At 45.4% G+C, this 17922-nt stretch carries 14 protein-coding genes, 1 pseudogene and 1 riboswitch; of the genes and pseudogenes, 12 read left to right on the top strand and 3 right to left on the bottom strand.

Features of this window, described 5'->3' with window-relative positions; genetic code table 11:
• Position 1: 1 nt before the first annotated feature.
• The 3 genes and pseudogenes from BMZ95_RS06175 to BMZ95_RS11475 all read right to left on the bottom strand — a co-directional run.
• Positions 2 to 2281, bottom strand: a complete 2280-nt coding sequence (locus BMZ95_RS06175) for a heavy metal translocating P-type ATPase (RefSeq protein ID WP_046922845.1) — start codon at positions 2279 to 2281, stop codon at positions 2 to 4.
• Positions 2282 to 2479: 198 nt separating this feature from the next.
• Positions 2480 to 3631, bottom strand: coding sequence for an RNA-guided endonuclease InsQ/TnpB family protein (locus BMZ95_RS06170; RefSeq protein WP_046922862.1), 1152 nt, complete (start codon positions 3629 to 3631; stop codon positions 2480 to 2482).
• Positions 3573 to 3824, bottom strand: a pseudogene (locus BMZ95_RS11475) (IS607 family transposase); the annotation flags it as partial. The gene BMZ95_RS06170 and the pseudogene BMZ95_RS11475, both read right to left, overlap by 59 nt.
• A gap of 24 nt (positions 3825 to 3848) precedes the next feature.
• On the opposite strand from BMZ95_RS11475, the gene BMZ95_RS06160 reads away from it, so the two are divergent.
• The 12 genes from BMZ95_RS06160 to BMZ95_RS06105 all read left to right on the top strand — a co-directional run bounded on the left by BMZ95_RS06160 (position 3849) and on the right by BMZ95_RS06105 (position 17782).
• Positions 3849 to 4268, top strand: coding sequence for a helix-turn-helix domain-containing protein (locus tag BMZ95_RS06160; RefSeq protein WP_046922846.1), 420 nt, complete (start codon positions 3849 to 3851; stop codon positions 4266 to 4268).
• A 32-nt stretch (positions 4269 to 4300) separates the two neighbouring features.
• Positions 4301 to 4957 (top strand): DUF2238 domain-containing protein, encoded by a 657-nt coding sequence (locus BMZ95_RS06155; RefSeq protein WP_046922847.1) that lies wholly within the window; start codon positions 4301 to 4303, stop codon positions 4955 to 4957.
• 356 nt (positions 4958 to 5313) lie between these two features.
• Positions 5314 to 7347, top strand: coding sequence for a transketolase (tkt, locus tag BMZ95_RS06150; RefSeq protein WP_046922848.1), 2034 nt, complete (start codon positions 5314 to 5316; stop codon positions 7345 to 7347).
• Positions 7348 to 7364: 17 nt separating this feature from the next.
• Positions 7365 to 8360, top strand: a complete 996-nt coding sequence (gene aroF, locus BMZ95_RS06145) for a 3-deoxy-7-phosphoheptulonate synthase (RefSeq protein WP_046922849.1) — start codon at positions 7365 to 7367, stop codon at positions 8358 to 8360.
• A 9-nt stretch (positions 8361 to 8369) separates the two neighbouring features.
• Positions 8370 to 9434: a 3-dehydroquinate synthase gene (gene aroB / locus BMZ95_RS06140; protein WP_014073036.1), complete on the top strand. Its 1065-nt coding sequence runs from the start codon at positions 8370 to 8372 to the stop codon at positions 9432 to 9434.
• Between the two features lie 495 nt (positions 9435 to 9929).
• Positions 9930 to 11915, top strand: a complete 1986-nt coding sequence (locus tag BMZ95_RS06135) for an ABC transporter ATP-binding protein/permease (RefSeq protein ID WP_046922850.1) — start codon at positions 9930 to 9932, stop codon at positions 11913 to 11915.
• 274 nt (positions 11916 to 12189) lie between these two features.
• Positions 12190 to 12660: a YbaK/EbsC family protein gene (locus tag BMZ95_RS06130; RefSeq protein WP_003696980.1), complete on the top strand. Its 471-nt coding sequence runs from the start codon at positions 12190 to 12192 to the stop codon at positions 12658 to 12660.
• Positions 12661 to 13092: 432 nt separating this feature from the next.
• Complete coding sequence (locus BMZ95_RS06125; RefSeq protein WP_041820276.1) at positions 13093 to 13680, top strand: ECF transporter S component; 588 nt, start codon at positions 13093 to 13095, stop codon at positions 13678 to 13680.
• 43 nt (positions 13681 to 13723) lie between these two features.
• Complete coding sequence (locus tag BMZ95_RS06120; protein ID WP_046922851.1) at positions 13724 to 14380, top strand: glycoside hydrolase family 73 protein; 657 nt, start codon at positions 13724 to 13726, stop codon at positions 14378 to 14380.
• Between the two features lie 71 nt (positions 14381 to 14451).
• Positions 14452 to 14551, top strand: a riboswitch (purine riboswitch).
• Between the two features lie 83 nt (positions 14552 to 14634).
• Positions 14635 to 15213 (top strand): xanthine phosphoribosyltransferase, encoded by a 579-nt coding sequence (locus BMZ95_RS06115; protein WP_014073042.1) that lies wholly within the window; start codon positions 14635 to 14637, stop codon positions 15211 to 15213.
• A 2-nt stretch (positions 15214 to 15215) separates the two neighbouring features.
• The gene (locus BMZ95_RS06110; protein ID WP_046922852.1) at positions 15216 to 16502 is read left to right on the top strand and encodes a nucleobase:cation symporter-2 family protein; all 1287 of its coding nucleotides are present in this window, start codon (positions 15216 to 15218) and stop codon (positions 16500 to 16502) included.
• A gap of 131 nt (positions 16503 to 16633) precedes the next feature.
• A complete protein-coding gene (locus tag BMZ95_RS06105; RefSeq protein ID WP_046922853.1) occupies positions 16634 to 17782 on the top strand; it encodes a 5-(carboxyamino)imidazole ribonucleotide synthase in 1149 nt (382 codons plus the stop codon).
• Positions 17783 to 17922: the final 140 nt, after the last annotated feature.

Below are 17922 nucleotides of genomic sequence, written 5' to 3'. Positions count from 1 at the left end.
ATTAATTTTTATGATTAGAGTGCCTTGCGCTGAAAAAGCGCAGCCGCAAAGCATTGGTAACGACAAAGACGGAACTGAAACTCATTGCAAGAGCACCGATCATCGGACTGAGTTTAAGTCCGAATGCAGGGTAGAAGATTCCTGCAGCAATCGGAATTCCGATAATGTTGTAGATGAATGCCCAAAAAAGATTTTCTTTGATGTTTTTGATGGTCGCCTTGCTGAGCCTGATAGCGGTCGAAACTTCAGTGAGCTGGCTTTTCATTAAAACAACGTCGGCTGAATCAATGGCAATGTCGGTTCCTGCTCCGATGGCAATGCCGACGTCTGCTCTTGCAAGGGCAGGCGCATCGTTGATTCCGTCACCGACCATGGCGACTTTTTGTCCTTGATTTTGCAGCTTTTGAATCTCATGTTCCTTGTCAGCGGGCAGGACCTCCGCGATGACGTTTCTGATGCCGGCTTTTTTAGCGATGGATCTTGCGGTCGTTTCGTTGTCACCGGTCAGCATGATCGTTTGAAGGCCCATTTGATTGAGTTCCTCAATTGCTTCTTTACTTGTGTCTTTAATAACGTCAGCGACGCGGATGATGCCGATGAGACGATTGTCTTGGGCAAAGTAAAGCGTTGTTTTTCCGCTGTTTGTACTGTTGTCAAGAAAATTTGCTGACGTTGTTTCAATCTGGTTTTCATTCATCATTTTCAAATTTCCGGCAAGAACCTTCTTACCATCGATAATACCACGAATTCCCTGTCCTGCAACCTGCGTGAATTTTTCGACCTCAAGCAAAGAAAGATTTTTTTCTTTTGCAGAATTCGTAATTGCTTGAGCCAAAGGGTGTTCAGACAAGGATTCAAGCGAAGCCGCAATTTGCAGCAAATCGTTTTCTGTATTTTGCAACGGAAAGATGTCGGTGACAACCGGCTTGCCTTCCGTAATCGTTCCGGTTTTGTCAAAAACGATTGTTTGCAGCTCATGCGTTGTTTCAAGCGCCTTGGCGGATTTGAACAAGATTCCGTTTATTGCCCCCTGGCCGGTTCCGACCATGATGGCTGTCGGCGTCGCCAGTCCGAGAGCACACGGACAACTGATGACAAGGACGGAAATTCCGATTGAAAGAGCAAATTCAAACGTTGAACCAAGCAACAGCCAAGTAATGGCCGCGATAAAAGCGATGCCGATTACGATCGGAACGAAGACGCCGCTGACGCGATCGGCCAAATTAGCGATGGGAGCCTTGGAACTTGTTGCTTCATCGACAAGTTTGACGATTTGAGCAAGGACGGTCTCATCGCCTGTCTTGGTGACTCTCATTTTGAAATAGCCGTTTCGGTTGATGGTTGCGCCGATTGCCTTGTCGCCTTCTTTTTTGTCGACCGGAAGACTCTCGCCCGTCAGAGCAGATTCGTCGATTGATGCGCTGCCAGAGATGATGACGCCGTCAACAGGGATGCTTTCTCCGGACTTGACGATTACGACGTCATCTTTCTTGACTTCTTCTACCGGAACGTTTTTTTCCTGGTTGTCACGCAGCACTCTGGCTATTTTAGGTGCCAGATTCAAAAGCTTTGAAATGGCATCCGTTGTTTTGCCCTTGGCTTTTGCCTCAAGCGTTTTTCCGAGCGTAATCAACGTCAAGATGGTTCCTGCAGATTCAAAGTAAAGATTCATGACGTGTGCCGAGACGCTTTTAAAATCCAGAAATTCCAATCCAATGCCAATTTTGTAAATAGTAAAGATTCCGTAGACAAGAGCTGCCGAAGCTCCTAACGCTACCAGAGAGTCCATGTTCGGCGTTCCCTTGAAAAGAGACTTGAACCCGTTGATGAAATAGCTGCGGTTAAGGTAAATGACCGGCAGAAGCAGCAGGAACTGCGTGAAGGCAAAGGTGATGGCATTCGTTGTTCCTAAGAAGAAAAACGGCAAAGGCCAACCAAGCATGTGTCCCATCGAAAGGTAGATCAGCGGGACGGTAAAGATGACTGACCAGATCAAGCGCTGCTTATAAGACTCATACTCTTTTTGAGCCGAATTTTCTTCCGTATCTTTGGTCAAATCAGCGTTTTTTGAGCGAAGCCTTGCTCCATATCCGGCATCTGAAACGGCATGTTCTATTTCTGATTGATTAAGCTTGTTTTCGTCGTAATCAACCACCATGCTGTTTTTTAAAAGGTTGACCGTGACTTTTTTGACACCCGGTTGCTTTTCGACGGCTTTTTCAACGTGTCTTACGCAGGAAGAGCAGGTCATTCCGGTAACGTCGTAAGTTTCTTTTCTCATAAATGTTTCTGCTATATAAAATGTAGAATAATATGGGAATACAAAACATTTTTCCACATTATTAGAAAGAATATAGCTTTTCCTTTCCTAAATTTTATTTGCTGCCGTCAACGCTGGTATTCCCATATCCTAACGTGAGGTTAATGACAGTGACCGGCTCTTGCAGCTTAAGGACGTATCCCACCCCTTTTGATTTTTTTATATCAATGCCATTAAATTCATGACCGCATTTTCATCTCTGTCCATGACGGCATCGCATTCATAACAAACGTATTCGTTATGCTTGGTTTTATGTTTCATGTTGCCGTCAAGACCGATTTTGTCATCACCAGTCTTGACGAATCCGCATCGAGAACACCGTTGCGTGCCTGGATAGAATTTGTCGGCTAAAAATAATTCTTTGCCGTACCATTGGCATTTATAAGCTAAAACCTGTCTGAAACAGCCAAACAACGACCGTTGCAATCCTTTAGACGCAACGTGACTCATCTGCATTCGCTTCACGTCCAAATCTTCAATAACGATTTCGTCATAATTGTTGACCAGCTCGGTCGTAAACTTTTGAACGATATCATGCTGAGTGTTGGCAACTTTTCGATAATCACGCTGCAACTTGGCTTTCGTTTCAGCGTAGTTATTCGATTGAGCTGCCTTCTTTCCGTTTGCTTTCCGTTTTCTGGCTAACGATCGCTGATAATGCTTGATGCGCTCATACAAGGTTTTGAGATTATGCGGTAAAGTTTTGACTTGTCCTTCCGTGTAGCTGAAATGACCAATGTTGAAGTCAACAGCCGTCTGCTTGCCAGTTTTGGCTTTTGTTTTGATTTCGACTTCAAAAGGCAGACTCGCCCAGTATTTGCCGTTTTCACGGTAGATAGAAACGACTTTCAATTCGCCTTTTAAGAATGCTGCTCCTTTAAGACGAATATCGTACCATTTCTTGATTCCGCGCGGTTTATCCAATCGCAGCTTTCCGTTGACGATTTTGGCTCTATCGGTCTTGAATCCCTGTCTGGGGGCTTTTTTAGACTTGAACTGCGGTTTGCCCCAGTCGGGCTGAGCTTTGTTAAAGAAATTTTTCCACGCCTTGCCTAAATCAGAAACGGCAAGCTGAAGACATCTGGCTGACAGCTGATACTGCCAGTCGGCTTTATCGGCAACCAGTTCGTCACGAACCTTGCGTTCATTGGGCAAAAGTTCTTTGTCTTCCAAAATCAAAGAGGCATCATACATATCGTTCCATAAAGCCAATCCTTGATTCCAGCAATAGCGTCTGTAATCGCACAAATCGTCAAGAACCTTTTTCATGGTTCGATTGGGATACAGCCTTACCTTTTGGGTTCTTATCATCATTTTCATCTCCTTTCAAAGACTTGTCGTTTGCAATTTTGCTTTTATATTTTCGCAAAACATGCAAGCGACAAGAAAATATGTTAACAATGCTTACAATATCATCAACCATTTCCTGGTCGGGACTTGTTTCAACGTTATTAAGAACTATGATTTCAGTATTGTGTTTTCTGCATAACGTTTCAAACCAATCCGGTTAAAAATCGGAGACGGCTGTTTGTCTACAGATTTAAGCATACATTTTCAAATCAAAATTAACAAGGAAAGCGGCTTGGTTTTGCCCGAACGGGACAGATATTTTTCCGAAAGGGATAATTTTGGCGATAAACTGATTGAAAATTTGGATAAAAGATATACGATCGACGTGCTTTCAAGCGGGTTTTTGATGAATCAGACGACGCTCAAAGCAGTGTTCAAGAAGGTTTACGGAAAACCGATCGCTTCATGTATGAAAGACTATCGAATGAAAAAAGCTGCCGAAATTCTTAAAGAAAGCGATATGCCGCTTTTTGACGTTGCAGGCACGGTCGGATGCTCCAGCCAAAGCAAGTTCAGCCAGGCGTTTAAAGAATCGTACGGAGTCGTTCCGAGCCGCTGTCGTCAAGAACAAATGCTTGCCAGTTTTAAGCGACAATAGGATAATTGAATTCGAAAGGATGTGTTTTGAATATGAAAAAAGCTACTGACTGCGGGTTGGCGGCAATTGTGCTGATGATGCTCTTTTCCCTTGTTTTGACAGCTAAGGATGTGTTTTTGGCCACTGTCCCCAAGAATAAAAATGCAGCATTGTTTCTTTGTCTGGAAATCGTTTTGGGAATCGTGATCGTTTGTTTGCCGAAAATCATTTCTGTCAAATTTGATTTATACCTTCCTCCGATGATTTACGGATTCTTTTTGCTTTTTATCTTTGGGGCAATTTATTTGGGAACCATCTATCACTTTTATCGAATTCCTTATTGGGACAAAGGACTCCACCTTATCAGCGGTGCTTTGCTCGCAAGTTTTGCGCTGTCGCTTTTTGGTGCGCTCATTCCAAAAGAGCAGCAAGAACTTCCGCCGGGTTTCATCAGTCTGTATGCGACGGCGTTTGCGATGATGTGCGGTGTTTTATGGGAATTTTATGAATTTACGTGTGATTCGTTCGGGATGAATCTGCAGCGCTATATGGCAAACGGTCACATGTTGGTCGGAAGAGCTGCCTTGATGGACACGATGGGCGATTTGATTGCCGACTTCATTGGTGCGGTTTTGTTTGCTGCGGTTGCCTTTGTTCAAATCAAGAAGAATGATTCGTGGATGCAAAAATTCTTTTTTCACAAAAATTAAAAAAGACTAAAAAAATGGTTGACGAATCACTAAAATCGAATTATAATCGTATCAACAAGTTTATTTAATGACGATTTAATTTTTTAAGGAGAATGTAATCATGAGAAAATCAACTGCAAAATCACAATTACGATTTTACTATTACTGGTTTATCCAGTGACGTCGATGCCGCATCTGGTATGGGCGTTACTTTCCCAAACTGGATGCGGCCGGTAATGATTTTCTTGTGGTCGAAGGTCGCATGGATGCAATTGCACTGTGAGGCCTTTTTAATTTTCTGTTTTTCGTATCTTGACAGATTTTTGGTTCTTACAGTGTCGCTGTAGGAGCTTTTTTATTAATCGGGAGGAACGAAAATGACAAAGGAAGTTGGACAAAATATTGATGAACTTGCAATCAACAATCTGCGCGTTTTGAGCTGTGAAATGATTCAGCGGGCAAATTCAGGGCATCCGGGGATTGCCCTTGGAGCGGCACCGATGATGTGGGCGTTGTTTTCACGTCATTTGCGAGTAAATCCGAAAGATCCCGAGTGGTCGAATCGCGACCGTTTCGTTCTTTCTGCCGGACATGGATCGGCACTCTTATATGCAATGCTTCACGTCAGCGGCTTTGATCTGTCGATTAATGACTTGAAGAACTTCCGGCGTTTTGGAAGCAAGACACCTGGTCATCCTGAGCGTGGACATGTTCCCGGTGTTGAAGCAACAACGGGTCCGCTTGGCCAAGGCATCGGGATGGCAGTCGGAATGGCGCTTGCTGAAAGAACTTTGGCGGCTCGCTTGAACAAAAAAGCCAAAGTGGTCGACCATTTCACGTACTGTCTTGTCGGTGACGGTGATTTAATGGAAGGAATCTCGCATGAAGCAGCCAGCTTTGCTGGTAATCAGCGTCTATCCAAATTAATCGTCTTATACGATTCAAATGACGTTTCTTTGGACGGACCGGCTTCAAGAAGCTTCAGGACGGATGTTTGCCGCAGATTTGAAAGCTATGGCTGGGATACGCAGCTGGTTGCAAACGGCAATGACGTCGATGAAATCGATCGGGCGATCGAAAAGGCCAAGAAAACGGATAAGCCGAGTCTGATCGAAATCAAAACGACAATCGGTTTCGGGGCTGACAAGGCTGGAACGAATGCCGTGCACGGTGCGCCGCTTGGAGAAAAAGGACTTGAAAATCTTCGGACTCGTCTTGAGTATGACGGACCAGCCTTCACGGTTTTGCCGGAAGTCAAAGCTGCAGCTGAAACGATGATCGAAAATCGCGGCAAAAAGGCTCATGACGATTGGCGCAAGGTGCTTGACGATTTGGCGGCATCTGATGAAGAATGCTTTGATGAAACGGTTGCGGTCTTAAACGGAAAACGTTGCCTCAATGCTCTTGACGGGATGACGCGCTACGAGAGCGGAGCGGAAGCAAGCCGCGATACGAGTCATAAGGTTATCCAGGTTCTTGCAGAAAAAATGGACAATCTTGTCGGCGGTTCCGCAGACTTGTCTTCGTCAGACAAAACCGCAATTGACGCAAGCGGTCTGCTTGATGACGAGCATCCGACCGGAAGAAACGTCGCATACGGCGTTCGCGAGTTTGCTCAAGGAACGATCATGAACGGAATGGCTTTGCATGGCGGTCTTAGAGTATTCGGCGGAACGTTCCTCGTGTTCTCGGATTACCTGAGAGGTGCGATTCGCTTGTCTGCTTTGCAAAAACTCCCGGTCGTTTACGTTTTCACCCATGACTCAATCGCAGTCGGAGAAGACGGACCGACGCATGAACCCGTTGAACAGCTGATGAGTCTGCGCTCATTGCCAAATATCGACGTGCTTCGTCCGGCTGATCCGAACGAAGTGATCGCTGCTTGGCAACAGGCGATTGATTCCGTTGATCATCCGACGGTTTTGGTTTTGACTCGTCAAAAGCTGCCTGTTTTGTCACGGACGTCCAAGCTCGCAGATGCAGGCGTTGCTCGCGGAGGATACGTTGTTTCTCCGCAAAAGGGGATGCGGCCAAGTGGAATCCTGATTGCTTCCGGATCAGAAGTTTCATTGGCAATCAAAGCTCAAGAGCGTTTGTTCAAGCTGGGTGAAGACGTCAGCGTCGTATCCATGCCATCTATGGAACGTTTCGATGCACAGCCGCAAAATTACAAGGATCAGGTGCTTCCGCCGTCCGTCAGAAGAAGAACGGCCATTGAAATGGGCTCGACGCGCGGTTGGGAACGTTACGTCGGACTTGACGGAACGATCGTTGGACTTGATGAATTCGGCGCAAGCGGCGCAATGGACGATGTGCTTGCAGATGCAGGCTTCACGGTCGAAAACGTTGTTTTGACGTTTCAAAAAACAAATGTAACCGGTGAAAATCATTTATCGGCAATTCGCTTATAATTTAGGAGGAAAATATTATGATTATTGTTTTGAAGAAGGATGAAGCAAAGGAAGAAATTGAAGTTGTCAAGAAGGCATTTGATGGCAAGAAACAGGTTTTCGTGCATGAAAACCGCGTTGCCGTTCAAGGTGCCAAGGCAGACGAGATTCCAGGCGAAGTTCTTAATGCGGCAGAAGACGTGATTACGAACGTTCCGGCAGCGGTTCAGTCAAGCCGTCTGCTTCATCCGGAAGATACGATCGTTAAAACGGCGCATACTGAAGTCGGCGGCAACAAGCTGGCTTTGATGGCCGGCCCTTGCTCCGTTGAAAGCGAAGAACACATTCACCGGATGGCCAAAGTTGCAAAGGAAGCCGGCGCAACGGTTCTTCGCGGCGGCGCATTCAAGCCGAGAACATCACCCTACTCATTCCAGGGCCTTGGTGAAGAAGGTCTGAAATACTTGCGTGAAGCTGCTGATGAGAACGGAATGGACGTCATTACTGAAGTAATGGATGACGAACACGTTGAACTTGTCGGAAAATACACGGATTTCTTCCAAATCGGTGCCCGCAATATGCAAAACTTCTCGCTCCTTAAAGAAGTCGGCAAAACGAAGATCCCGGTTGCTTTGAAGCGCGGCATGTCTGCAACGATTGACGACGTGCTTAATGCTGCTGAATACATTGCTGCAGGCGGAAACAATCAGATTATCTTGATTGAACGGGGAATTCGCACGTTTGACAACAAGTACACGCGCAATACGTTTGATGTTGGTGCGGTTCCCGTTCTTCAGCAATTGACGCATTATCCTGTCATTGTCGATCCGAGTCATGCTGCCGGAGTCTGGGATCTCGTTACGCCGCTTGCCCAGGCCGGCGTTGCGGCAGGTGCCAGCGGTTTGATCGTTGAGATTCACGATGATCCGGAACATGCATTTTCTGACGGACCGCAAGCACTCAAGCCGGATACTTTCAAGGAAATGGCACGTCGTTGCGAAGAGATTCACAAAGTCGTTTCAGCCTGGAAATGAGGTGGTTGAATGCGAAGCGTTGCGGTCGATACCAAAGACAAATCATATGAAATTTTAATCGAAGAAGGAGTTCTCGACAATCCTGCCGAACATCTCGAAAAGGTATGGACCAGGAGACGTTGCGTCATTTTGACCGACACAAACGTGTACCCGCGTTACGCAAAGAAAGTTTCAAAAAATCTTTCTGAAGCCGGATTCGAAAACATCGTCATTACGGTTGAAGCTGGAGAAAAAAGCAAATCATGGCAAACTCTCAGCAACGTTGTTTCTCAAATTGCCGATTTCGGTTTGACCAGAGGAGACGGCTTGATCGCGCTTGGAGGCGGGGTTGTCGGAGATTTGGGCGGACTGTGCGCTTCGCTTTATATGCGCGGGATCTCGTTTGTTCAGTTTCCGACTTCGCTTCTTGCACAGGTTGACAGTTCCGTCGGCGGCAAGACCGCGATTGATATCGCGCAAGGAAAAAATCTTGTCGGAACCTTTTACCAACCCGATCTGGTGCTGATTGATCCCCTGGTATTGAAGACATTGGACGAAAGGGTTACGGTCGAAGGTTATGCGGAAGTTGTCAAGTGTGCCGCAATGGTCGGCGGAACGTTTTGGCAATTGATTGAAAAAATCGATGATGCGCAGGCAATTTTGAAACACGCTCCGGAACTGATCCAAAGAAGCGTGGCATTTAAAGCTGAAGTCGTTACAAAGGACGAAAAAGAAGGCGGTTTGCGCAAATTGCTCAATTTTGGGCACAGCATCGGCCATGCGGTTGAACTTCTTGCGGATGGCAGACTGCTTCACGGTGAAGCGATTTCGATCGGACTTGCCGAAGTCAATCGAATTTTTGAAAGTCGCGGACTAACCGAGGAAGGAACGACACAAGCAATTTGCGACCGTTTGCAAGCGGTCGGACTTCCGCTTGAAGACGAACTCCTTTCAGATTCGCGTATGACTGACATCATGAAGCATGATAAAAAAGTTTCTAAAGCGGCACTGACTTTTGTCTTCCTTAAAAAAATCGGTGAGCCGGAGATGTTTTCCGTCTCGTTGGATGAATTGCAAAGATTCATTGAAAAATAAAGATACGAATAAAAGAGGCTGGGAAGAAACCATGACTCAAATTGAAAACCCCGGATGATTTGCAGTACTGCGATTGTCCGGGGTTTTGCATATGCATGACAATCGCTTGCCATGATGGAAATAGCTCAGAATAGTTTGGCGGCAAATTTGACTGAGAGCTTTGCGCGCTGATTTAGCGAGCGGTTGCATTCGGCAAAATCATTGCCGTTTACGGACACATCGATGAAAATGAGTCGTCTGTCATGAAAAGCATTCTTTTTAAACAAAACCGACAATTGTCTGTTTTTTGCTGATTGATATAAAATCCAGTAATGGTTATAATCGATAATATCAAATTAAACAACATCTGTCGGTTTTATTGAGAGGATTAGAAGGCACTATAAGGTTTCGGGTTAATATTTTTCGGTAAGCCTAATCACATTATTTGACTATACAAAAATTAATTGATACAGTATATTAGCGTAAGCTAAAGTTAAATTTTTACGGAGGTTTCATATGGCAGTTTTGGAATTGAAGAACGTTAAAAAAGTTTATAAGATGCCTGGCGGCGGCACTTTTCAAGCCTTAAAGGGAATCAGCGCCTCTTTTGAAGAGGGAGAACTGGTTTCGATTGTCGGCGAATCCGGCAGCGGAAAGTCGACTTTAATGAATCTGATTGGCGGACTTGATTCTGATTTTGAGGGAGAAATCATCTATCAAGGCAAGAACCTGCGTGACTATACCAAGCAGGAACTGGACAGATTTCACAAAAAAAGCATTGGATTCATCTTCCAGAACTTCAATCTGATTTCTCATCTGAGTCTGCTGGACAACGTTTCGCTTGCGATGACTTTGTCAAACGTTGACAAAGAAACTCGCGACAAAAGGGCAGCAGACCTTTTGAATCAAGTCGGTTTAGGCGAACACATGCATAAAAAGCCTGATGCGATTTCCGGCGGCCAAAAACAGCGCGTGGCCATTGCGCGTGCTTTGATCAATGATCCGGACGTGATTATTGCCGATGAGCCGACCGGAGCTTTGGATGCTGAAACGACCGACACCGTGCTTGAAATGATCAAGGAAATTGCTGAAAGCGGCAAGCTCGTTTTGATGGTTACGCACTCTGACAGGGTTGCTTCGCATTGTACCAGAGTTCTTAGAATCGACAGCGGCTCGCTTATCTCAGATACGACGCAAGATGTTGAATTCCATAAGAAACCAGCTGATAAGAAAGAAACAAGCCCGGTTAAGAACATGAGCTTGACGAATGCGATTCGCCTTGCTTTCCTTAACATGAAAGCCAAGTTCGGGCGCAATGCTTTAGTGGCATTCGGTTCGAGCATCGGCATCATGGCGGTGGTTTTGATGCTCGGAATCGGACGCGGCGTGACGAATTACATCAAGAGCACGATGGTTACCTATACGAATCCGAACGTGACTGAAGTACATAAGCAAAGTCTTGAAATGGATAAAAAACAGCAGGAAAAAGTTCAGGCCGGAGATTCAAGCACGATCGGAAGCGTGCGTGAAGATCATATTTCAATGATGACCGGGACGTCCAAAAAGAATACTTTCAGTCAAAAAGACATCGACAAATTGAAGAAAATTAAAAACGTCGATACGATTCAGCGCGGATATTCCACGTTTTCTCTTGGGACGAACAAGGTTGCTTTTAATTCCAATACGGCAAACATCATGATGCTGATGACGATGTCCAAGTCGGTTACGAAATCAAGCATTACGAAAGGTCATGCTCCAAAGAAGAACGAAGTCTTGCTTGATCAGGCGACGGCAGATCTTTTGGGCAAAAACATCATTGGCAAAAAAGTCAGGCTTTCGCTCACAATCGGTGACAAACCGATTGAAAAAGAAGTCAAGGTCAGCGGAATTTACGATACGCAAACGAGCACGATCGTCGTTCGTTACGGTGATTTGAATCAGGTGTTCAAAGACAACGGACAAAGGCTCAAGGCCAATACGGTATTCTTATATACAAAGAACTCCGACAATACGAAAGCCATCAAAGACAAGGTCAAAAAGCTCGGATATTCAGGATCGATGCAAGAAACGATGACCGACATGTTTACGCAGATGCTTGACGTTATTACGTATGTCTTGGCGGCAATCGCCGGCGTTTCGCTGGTTGTTTCCGCAATCATGATCTTGGTCGTGCTGAACATTTCCGTTGTCGAACGGACAAGGGAAATCGGCGTGCTCAAAGCTCTCGGAGCTCGTCGCAAAGACGTTCGTCGCATTTTTGTTTCAGAAGCGTTTCTGATTGGGCTCGGTTCTGGTCTCTTGGGGGTCGTCATTACGGAGATTCTTGGATTTGCAATCAATTCGGTGACAAAGCCGGCCTATGACGTGAACGTTGTCAACCTTGAACCGCAGTTTCTGATTTCCGGCATCATCATCAGCATCGTCATCAGCATGCTGGCAGGACTGTTTCCGGCAAACCGTGCTTCCAAACTTGATCCTGTTGAATCATTGCGCAAGGAATAGTCTTGAAAAAAGAATCCTGAAAAAACCGGTCCTCAAACTGAAAACTCGAGGCTTCGGAAAAAGGACCCGTTTTTGTCTTGAAATAAATTGAATGTCGAACAAAGGAAGTTGCAAGTCGACTGATTTTGTCCGGCATTTTTTCTATTTTGATACGTGAAACTCTTTTATCCAAATGCAGCGCTGCATTTGGATAAAAAATATTCTCAATTTATTATTGCTGTTTTTTAATCTTGATGTTAGAATTATCTCGATATTTTACAAGGGAGTGACGGGATTGAGTCGAGAAAAGGTCGAACAATATTTGGAAAAAGAAAATTATGCGGATCGAATCATCGTGCTTGAAGATTCCAGCGCAACGGTCGAAGAAGCTGCTCATGCATTGGGGTGCGAGCCTGAACACATTGCTAAAACAATGTCGTTTTTGCTTGATGAAAAGCCGCTTTTGGTCGTTATGGCGGGGGATGCCAAAGTTGACAATCGCAAGTTCAAGGATCGTTTTCACAAGAGGCCGCGCATGATTGCGTCAGACGTTGTGGAAAAGTTCATCGGGCACGCTCCTGGCGGCGTTTGTCCGTTTGCAGTCAAGGAAAACGTGGCCGTCTTTTTGGATGAATCGCTCAAACGTTTCAAGACGGTATATCCGGCTGCAGGGGATGCTCATTCTGCGGTGCGGCTGTCGCTTGAAGAACTTGAAAAACTTGCTCATCCCAAGGAATGGATCGACGTTGCCAAAGGATGGGAATGATGACGCGAAGCTGTGAAAAACGATGCCGTAAATTGAAAAACCGGATGATTTGCCATCAATTGCAAGTCTGATCCGGTTTTTTGCATGCATGACGCCTGCTATGATGGGAATAACCAAAAATAGTTCGGCGGTGAATTTGAGTGAGAGCCTGGCGGAATCGGGTGAGCAGCACTGCATTTAAAAAGACGGTTTTTACTCGCGAATCGGCCGCCTTCGTTCGGCATTTCATTTAATTCAAGCAAGAAACTGAACTTTTTTTGCGAAATACAGTGAATGAAACGTCAAAGCGAATTCAAAGATTTTGCGAACGATATTCATCAAAATGGACGAATTTGTTCGATGATATTGTTTAAAAGGTAACATTGAAATTTAGACTTGTGATATAATTTGAAACAAGTCGATTTGACGAAAAAATTCATGGAGGGTATTATTTTGGACAATAAAAATAAAACGTTTCGCAGCGTTTTGATAGCGTTGTTTTGCGCAATTATCATCGTACAGAATTTTGTGCCTTTTTTCGGTTACATTCCGGTCGGTCCCTTGAATCTGACAACGATTCACGTCACCGTAATCATTGCGGCAATTGTTTTGGGACCTCGTGACGGTGCAATCGTCGGGGGAGTCTGGGGGCTCATCACGTTTATCAGGGCCTACGTCTGGCCAACGAGTCCTTTGGCGACAATCGTCTTTGTCAATCCGTTGGTATCGATTGTGCCTAGAATTTTAATCGGTGTCGTTGTCGGTTATGCATTTATTTTTCTCAGAAATAAAATTAAAAAAGTTCCGGCAATGTGCGTTGCTTCAATTCTTGGGGCGATGACGAATACGATTTTGGTGCTCGGCTTGATCTATCTGCTCTATCGCGGACAGTCACAGACATTGTATTCGCTTGACGTCAAGGCCCTTTTGCCGTACCTGCTCGGCGTTATCGGGACGAATGGCGTTCCGGAAGCTATTTTAGCCGGCATCGTTGGTCCTGCAATTTCCGTTCCGTTGCTGTCAAGACTTGAAAGGAAATAGTCGTTTTGCGCAATTCCGTTCAGTGCTTGTGGGGTGAGACTTTGTGGCACGCAAAAAAAATTATCCAAAAAAGAAGAGAGGCTTTCTGATTGTCAACGGCAGGCTTCGGTATCCTGACATTATCTTGGTTTTATTGGTCGTTGCGTTAATCAGCGTTCAATTGACGAAGTGGGTTCTGGATGTTGGAAACGTTCAAAATACCGAGCCGAAAACGGAACAGTATGCTAAAAACAGCTCTGATAAATCAAGCTTCATCAAAGTGCTCGTACCTGTTGCTCAAGAGCAGCAAAGACGGCATCATGTTTTTTCAAGCATTACCTTGGCGCAGGCTGCTTTGGAATCTGATTGGGGAAGAAGCGAACTTTCTTCCAAGTATAACAACTTGTTTGGAATCAAAAGCAATCAGGCAAGCAGCGTGCTGCTGACGACGCAGGAATATGTCAATGGACAGTGGATAACCGTTAAGGCGCGTTTTGCTACATATGACAGCTGGGATGATTCAGTCAGAGCACACACGCAGCTTTTTTTGAACGGAACGCAGTGGGATAAGGAGCATTATCGTTCGGTGCTTGAGGCATCTGATTATAAACAGGCAGCCCAGGCGCTTCAGGATAAAGGATATGCGACTGACCCCGGATATGCGCAGAAACTGATTTCCTTAATTGAAGAATATGATTTGAACCAGTACGATTCGCTTTGAAATCTGATGATGTCCGGTCATGGCAAGACTTTTTCTTAGCCGTTTATCATTGAAGAATAATTTGGAATATGTTATCCTATGCTAGTGTTACTTGTATAAATGCCGTAATATGGTCGGCAAGTTTCTACCCAAGGCCGTAAATCTTGGACTATGAGTAAGAATAGCTAGGTTTATTGGCTTTTTTTACTGTTGAGGGTAAGGAAAGCCTTTTTGTTTGCAATTTTATTTCGTACGATGCACGAGGAGGAATTATTTTGAAATTGCTTGAGGATCGCATTCGTCAAGATGGCGTCGTTTTGCCGGGAAACGTTTTAAAGGTTAACCAGTTTTTGAATCACCAGATTGATCCGCAATTGATGTATGAGATTGGTCAGGAATTTGCGAGGTTATTTAAAGAACGTCCCGTCACCAAAATTTTGACGGTCGAAGCTTCCGGGATAGCACCTGCAATTATGGCTGGACTCGTCATGAACGTGCCGGTTTTGTTTGCCAGAAAGAAAAAACCGTCAACGCTTGATGACAGGACTTACACTGCAGAGGTTTACTCATATACGAAAAAAGTGACAAATACGATTTCTGTTGACAGCAAGTTTTTGTCAAAAAATGATCACGTTTTGATTATTGACGATTTCCTGGCTAACGGCCAAGCAGTCAAAGGAATGCTTGAAATCTGCAAGCAGGCTGACGTCAAGGTTGAAGGCGTGGGAATCGTCGTTGAAAAATCGTTCCAGGAAGGTGCCGGTTGGATCAAAGGTCAAGGAATTCGTCTGGAGTCTCTGGCACGCATTTCTTCATTTGAAAATGACACCGTGCATTTTGTGGGGGAAGAATAGTTATGGAAAAAGAAGTCAGTCAGGGAAGAGCCGCCGTTTTAGGATTGCAGCATTTGCTCGCCATGTATTCTGGCGCTGTTGCCGTTCCTTTGTTGATCGGCACGGCTCTGAAGTTTAATGCCGAACAAATGACGTACCTTGTTTCAATCGATATTTTCATGTGCGGTTTGGCGACTTTTTTACAGCTCGCACGCAACCGTTATTTTGGGATAGGGCTTCCGGTTGTTTTGGGATGCGCGATTCAAGCAGTCGAACCGCTTAAGATGATCGGCAAGCAGTTTACGATTGGCACGATGTACGGCGCAATCATCGTCGCCGGGTTTTTTGTCTTTTTTGTTGCAGGGCAATTTTCAAAAATCAAGCGCTTGTTCCCGCCAGTCGTTACCGGAACGCTGATTACGGTCATCGGTTTGACGCTGATTCCGATTGCCGTACAAAACATGGGCGGCGGTGATGCGACGGCTAAAGCGTTTGGTGCTCCGAAAAATCTTTTTTGTGCATTTTTGACGATTGCGATTATTTTGGGAGTTCAGGTTTTAGGAAAAGGCTTTGTTCGCTCGATTGCCGTTTTGATTGGGCTGATCGTCGGGTCGCTCGTCGCATTTTTAATGGGGATGGTTTCGCTTTCTCCTGTCAGCGAAGCAGCCTGGTTCCACTTGCCGCAGCCGTTTTATTTCGGCGTTCCTCAGTTTGAGTGGTCGTCTTCGGTAACGATGATTATCATTTCGCTTGTTTCGATGGTCGAATCGACGGGGGTTTTCTTTGCGTTGGGCAATCTGCTTGACAAAGACATCACGGCAGACGATCTCAAACACGGATATCGTGCTGAAGGACTCGCGGTTATTTTAGGCGGGGTGTTCAACACCTTCCCTTATACGACTTTTTCGCAAAACGTCGGACTGCTTGAACTTTCCGGCATCAAAACCAAACGCCCGATTTACTGGTCTGCAGTGTTATTGATGCTCATGGGCCTTTTGCCAAAAGTCGGTGCGCTTGCGACGATTATTCCGACGCCCGTTTTGGGTGGGGCGATGTTGGTGATGTTTGCGATGATCAGCGTTCAAGGGATCAGAATGCTGTTTGACGTTGACTTTAAAGATGAGCACAATATTTTGATCGTGGCGGTTTCAATCGGGCTCGGTCTTGGCGTTTCGGTTTATCCGGGAATTTTCCAAGACTTGCCGAAGACGCTGCAGCTTTTCTTAGGAAACGGAATCGTCGTTGCAAGTTTGTGCTCTGTCTTGCTCAACCTCATCTTTAACGGCAAGAAGGGCTTGGATAAAGAATAATTGATTGGTAAGAAGAGGACTTTTGCTTAAAAAATGGTAAAAGTCCTTTTTGAATGCTCTGATAAATGTTTTGATACGACTGGTTGTGGTAAAATTGTCTTATAAATATGAAACTAGAAGGTTGTGGCAGAATGGAAAATGCGATGTTGTTCCCAGGTGATACGATTGGAATTATCGGGGATAGCCAAAACGGGATTATGTTGGCTCAAGCCGCCAAGAAGATGGGCTTTAAAGTGGCAGCATATTGCACCGGCCAAAGCGTGCCAACATTGTCAGAGGCAGACGTCAAAATCGTTGGTCGCATGAATGACAAGGAAAAATTACAGGATTTTGCGCAAAGATGCAATGTCGTCACATATGAATCAGAAAACATTGCTTCAGAAACGGTCGAGTTTCTCGAACGTTTCACGAAAGTCCCGCAAGGACACGAAACGCTTGAGATTACTCAGGACAGACTGCTTGAGCGAGCATTTTTTGAGCAGTTGAACGTTAACATTGCGCCTTATGCGACGATTGTCAGCTTGGACGATATTTATCAGGAAATCGGCTCAATCGGGTATCCTTGCGTCTTGAAGCCGATTCAAAAAGGTTTTGGCAAAAGACGGCAGCGGATGATTACCAAGCAGACCGATATTGCAAGATGCGCAGACATCATCGATTTGGGGACTTACATTCTTGAATCATGGGTCGAATGTGCCAAAGAGCTTTCGGTTGTTTTGACCAGGGATGCCGACGGTGAAGTGAACTTCTTCCCGCTGGTCGAGAACGTCTATCGTGACAGAGTCCTGCATGAAACGCTTGCACCGGCCAAAGTGCCTGAACAGATCGAACAAGAAGCAAAGCGCATTGCCAAAGAAATCGTCAGGGGATTGAGCTATGTCGGCGTCATGCAGGTGGCATTCTTTTTGACGGCTGAAGGCACGCTTTACGTCAAACGCCTGGTTCCGGCGCTTAGCGTTCCGGGTTACGTGCTTGAGCAGGCATCAAGCGTGTCAATGTTTGAACAGCACTTGCGGGCTTTGGCCAGGATGCCTTTGGAAAATGCAGTGCCGCGTACCAGTGGCGCAATGGTCATCGTATCAACGGCCGATCTCGAGAAGGTGCGGCTTCAATGGTCGTTGAAATCCAATTGGTCATACCGGTTCTTCAGAATTCCCGAAATGTTGCGTCCGGTCGAAAGAGAAGGCTACATCCTCGTTTCTGCCGAGACGCCTGAAAAAGCGGCCGCACAAATCGAAGCAACCGGAATCTGGGATGAAGCAAAAACAGAAGAAGAGTAAACATGTTGATATGAAGGCAGCCGTGATTTGACGGCTGTTTTTTTGTGCGCTAAAAATTCAGTGCTCGTTTCCGATTACGGAAAAATCCTCGATTTTTGAAATATTCCCGTAAAACCCAGTCTTCGATTACGGGCAAATCC

It is taken from the genome of Ligilactobacillus ruminis DSM 20403 = NBRC 102161, from assembly GCF_900113455.1.
GTDB classification, from domain to species: domain Bacteria; phylum Bacillota; class Bacilli; order Lactobacillales; family Lactobacillaceae; genus Ligilactobacillus; species Ligilactobacillus ruminis.
This window is presented reverse-complemented; position numbering and strand designations above follow the sequence as displayed.

Excerpts from the sequence above, each read along its gene's own strand:
- aroF (WP_046922849.1), top strand. The coding sequence starts at position 7,365 with ATGATTATTGTTTTGAAGAAGGATGAAGCAAAGGAAGAAATTGAAGTT.
- aroB (WP_014073036.1), top strand. The coding sequence starts at position 8,370 with ATGCGAAGCGTTGCGGTCGATACCAAAGACAAATCATATGAAATTTTA.
- BMZ95_RS06105 (WP_046922853.1), top strand. The coding sequence starts at position 16,634 with ATGGAAAATGCGATGTTGTTCCCAGGTGATACGATTGGAATTATCGGG.
- BMZ95_RS06110 (WP_046922852.1), top strand. The coding sequence starts at position 15,216 with ATGGAAAAAGAAGTCAGTCAGGGAAGAGCCGCCGTTTTAGGATTGCAG.
- BMZ95_RS06170 (WP_046922862.1), bottom strand. The coding sequence starts at position 3,631 with ATGATAAGAACCCAAAAGGTAAGGCTGTATCCCAATCGAACCATGAAA.
- BMZ95_RS06135 (WP_046922850.1), top strand. The coding sequence starts at position 9,930 with ATGGCAGTTTTGGAATTGAAGAACGTTAAAAAAGTTTATAAGATGCCT.
- BMZ95_RS06175 (WP_046922845.1), bottom strand. The coding sequence starts at position 2,281 with ATGAGAAAAGAAACTTACGACGTTACCGGAATGACCTGCTCTTCCTGC.
- tkt (WP_046922848.1), top strand. The coding sequence starts at position 5,314 with ATGACAAAGGAAGTTGGACAAAATATTGATGAACTTGCAATCAACAAT.
- BMZ95_RS06155 (WP_046922847.1), top strand. The coding sequence starts at position 4,301 with ATGAAAAAAGCTACTGACTGCGGGTTGGCGGCAATTGTGCTGATGATG.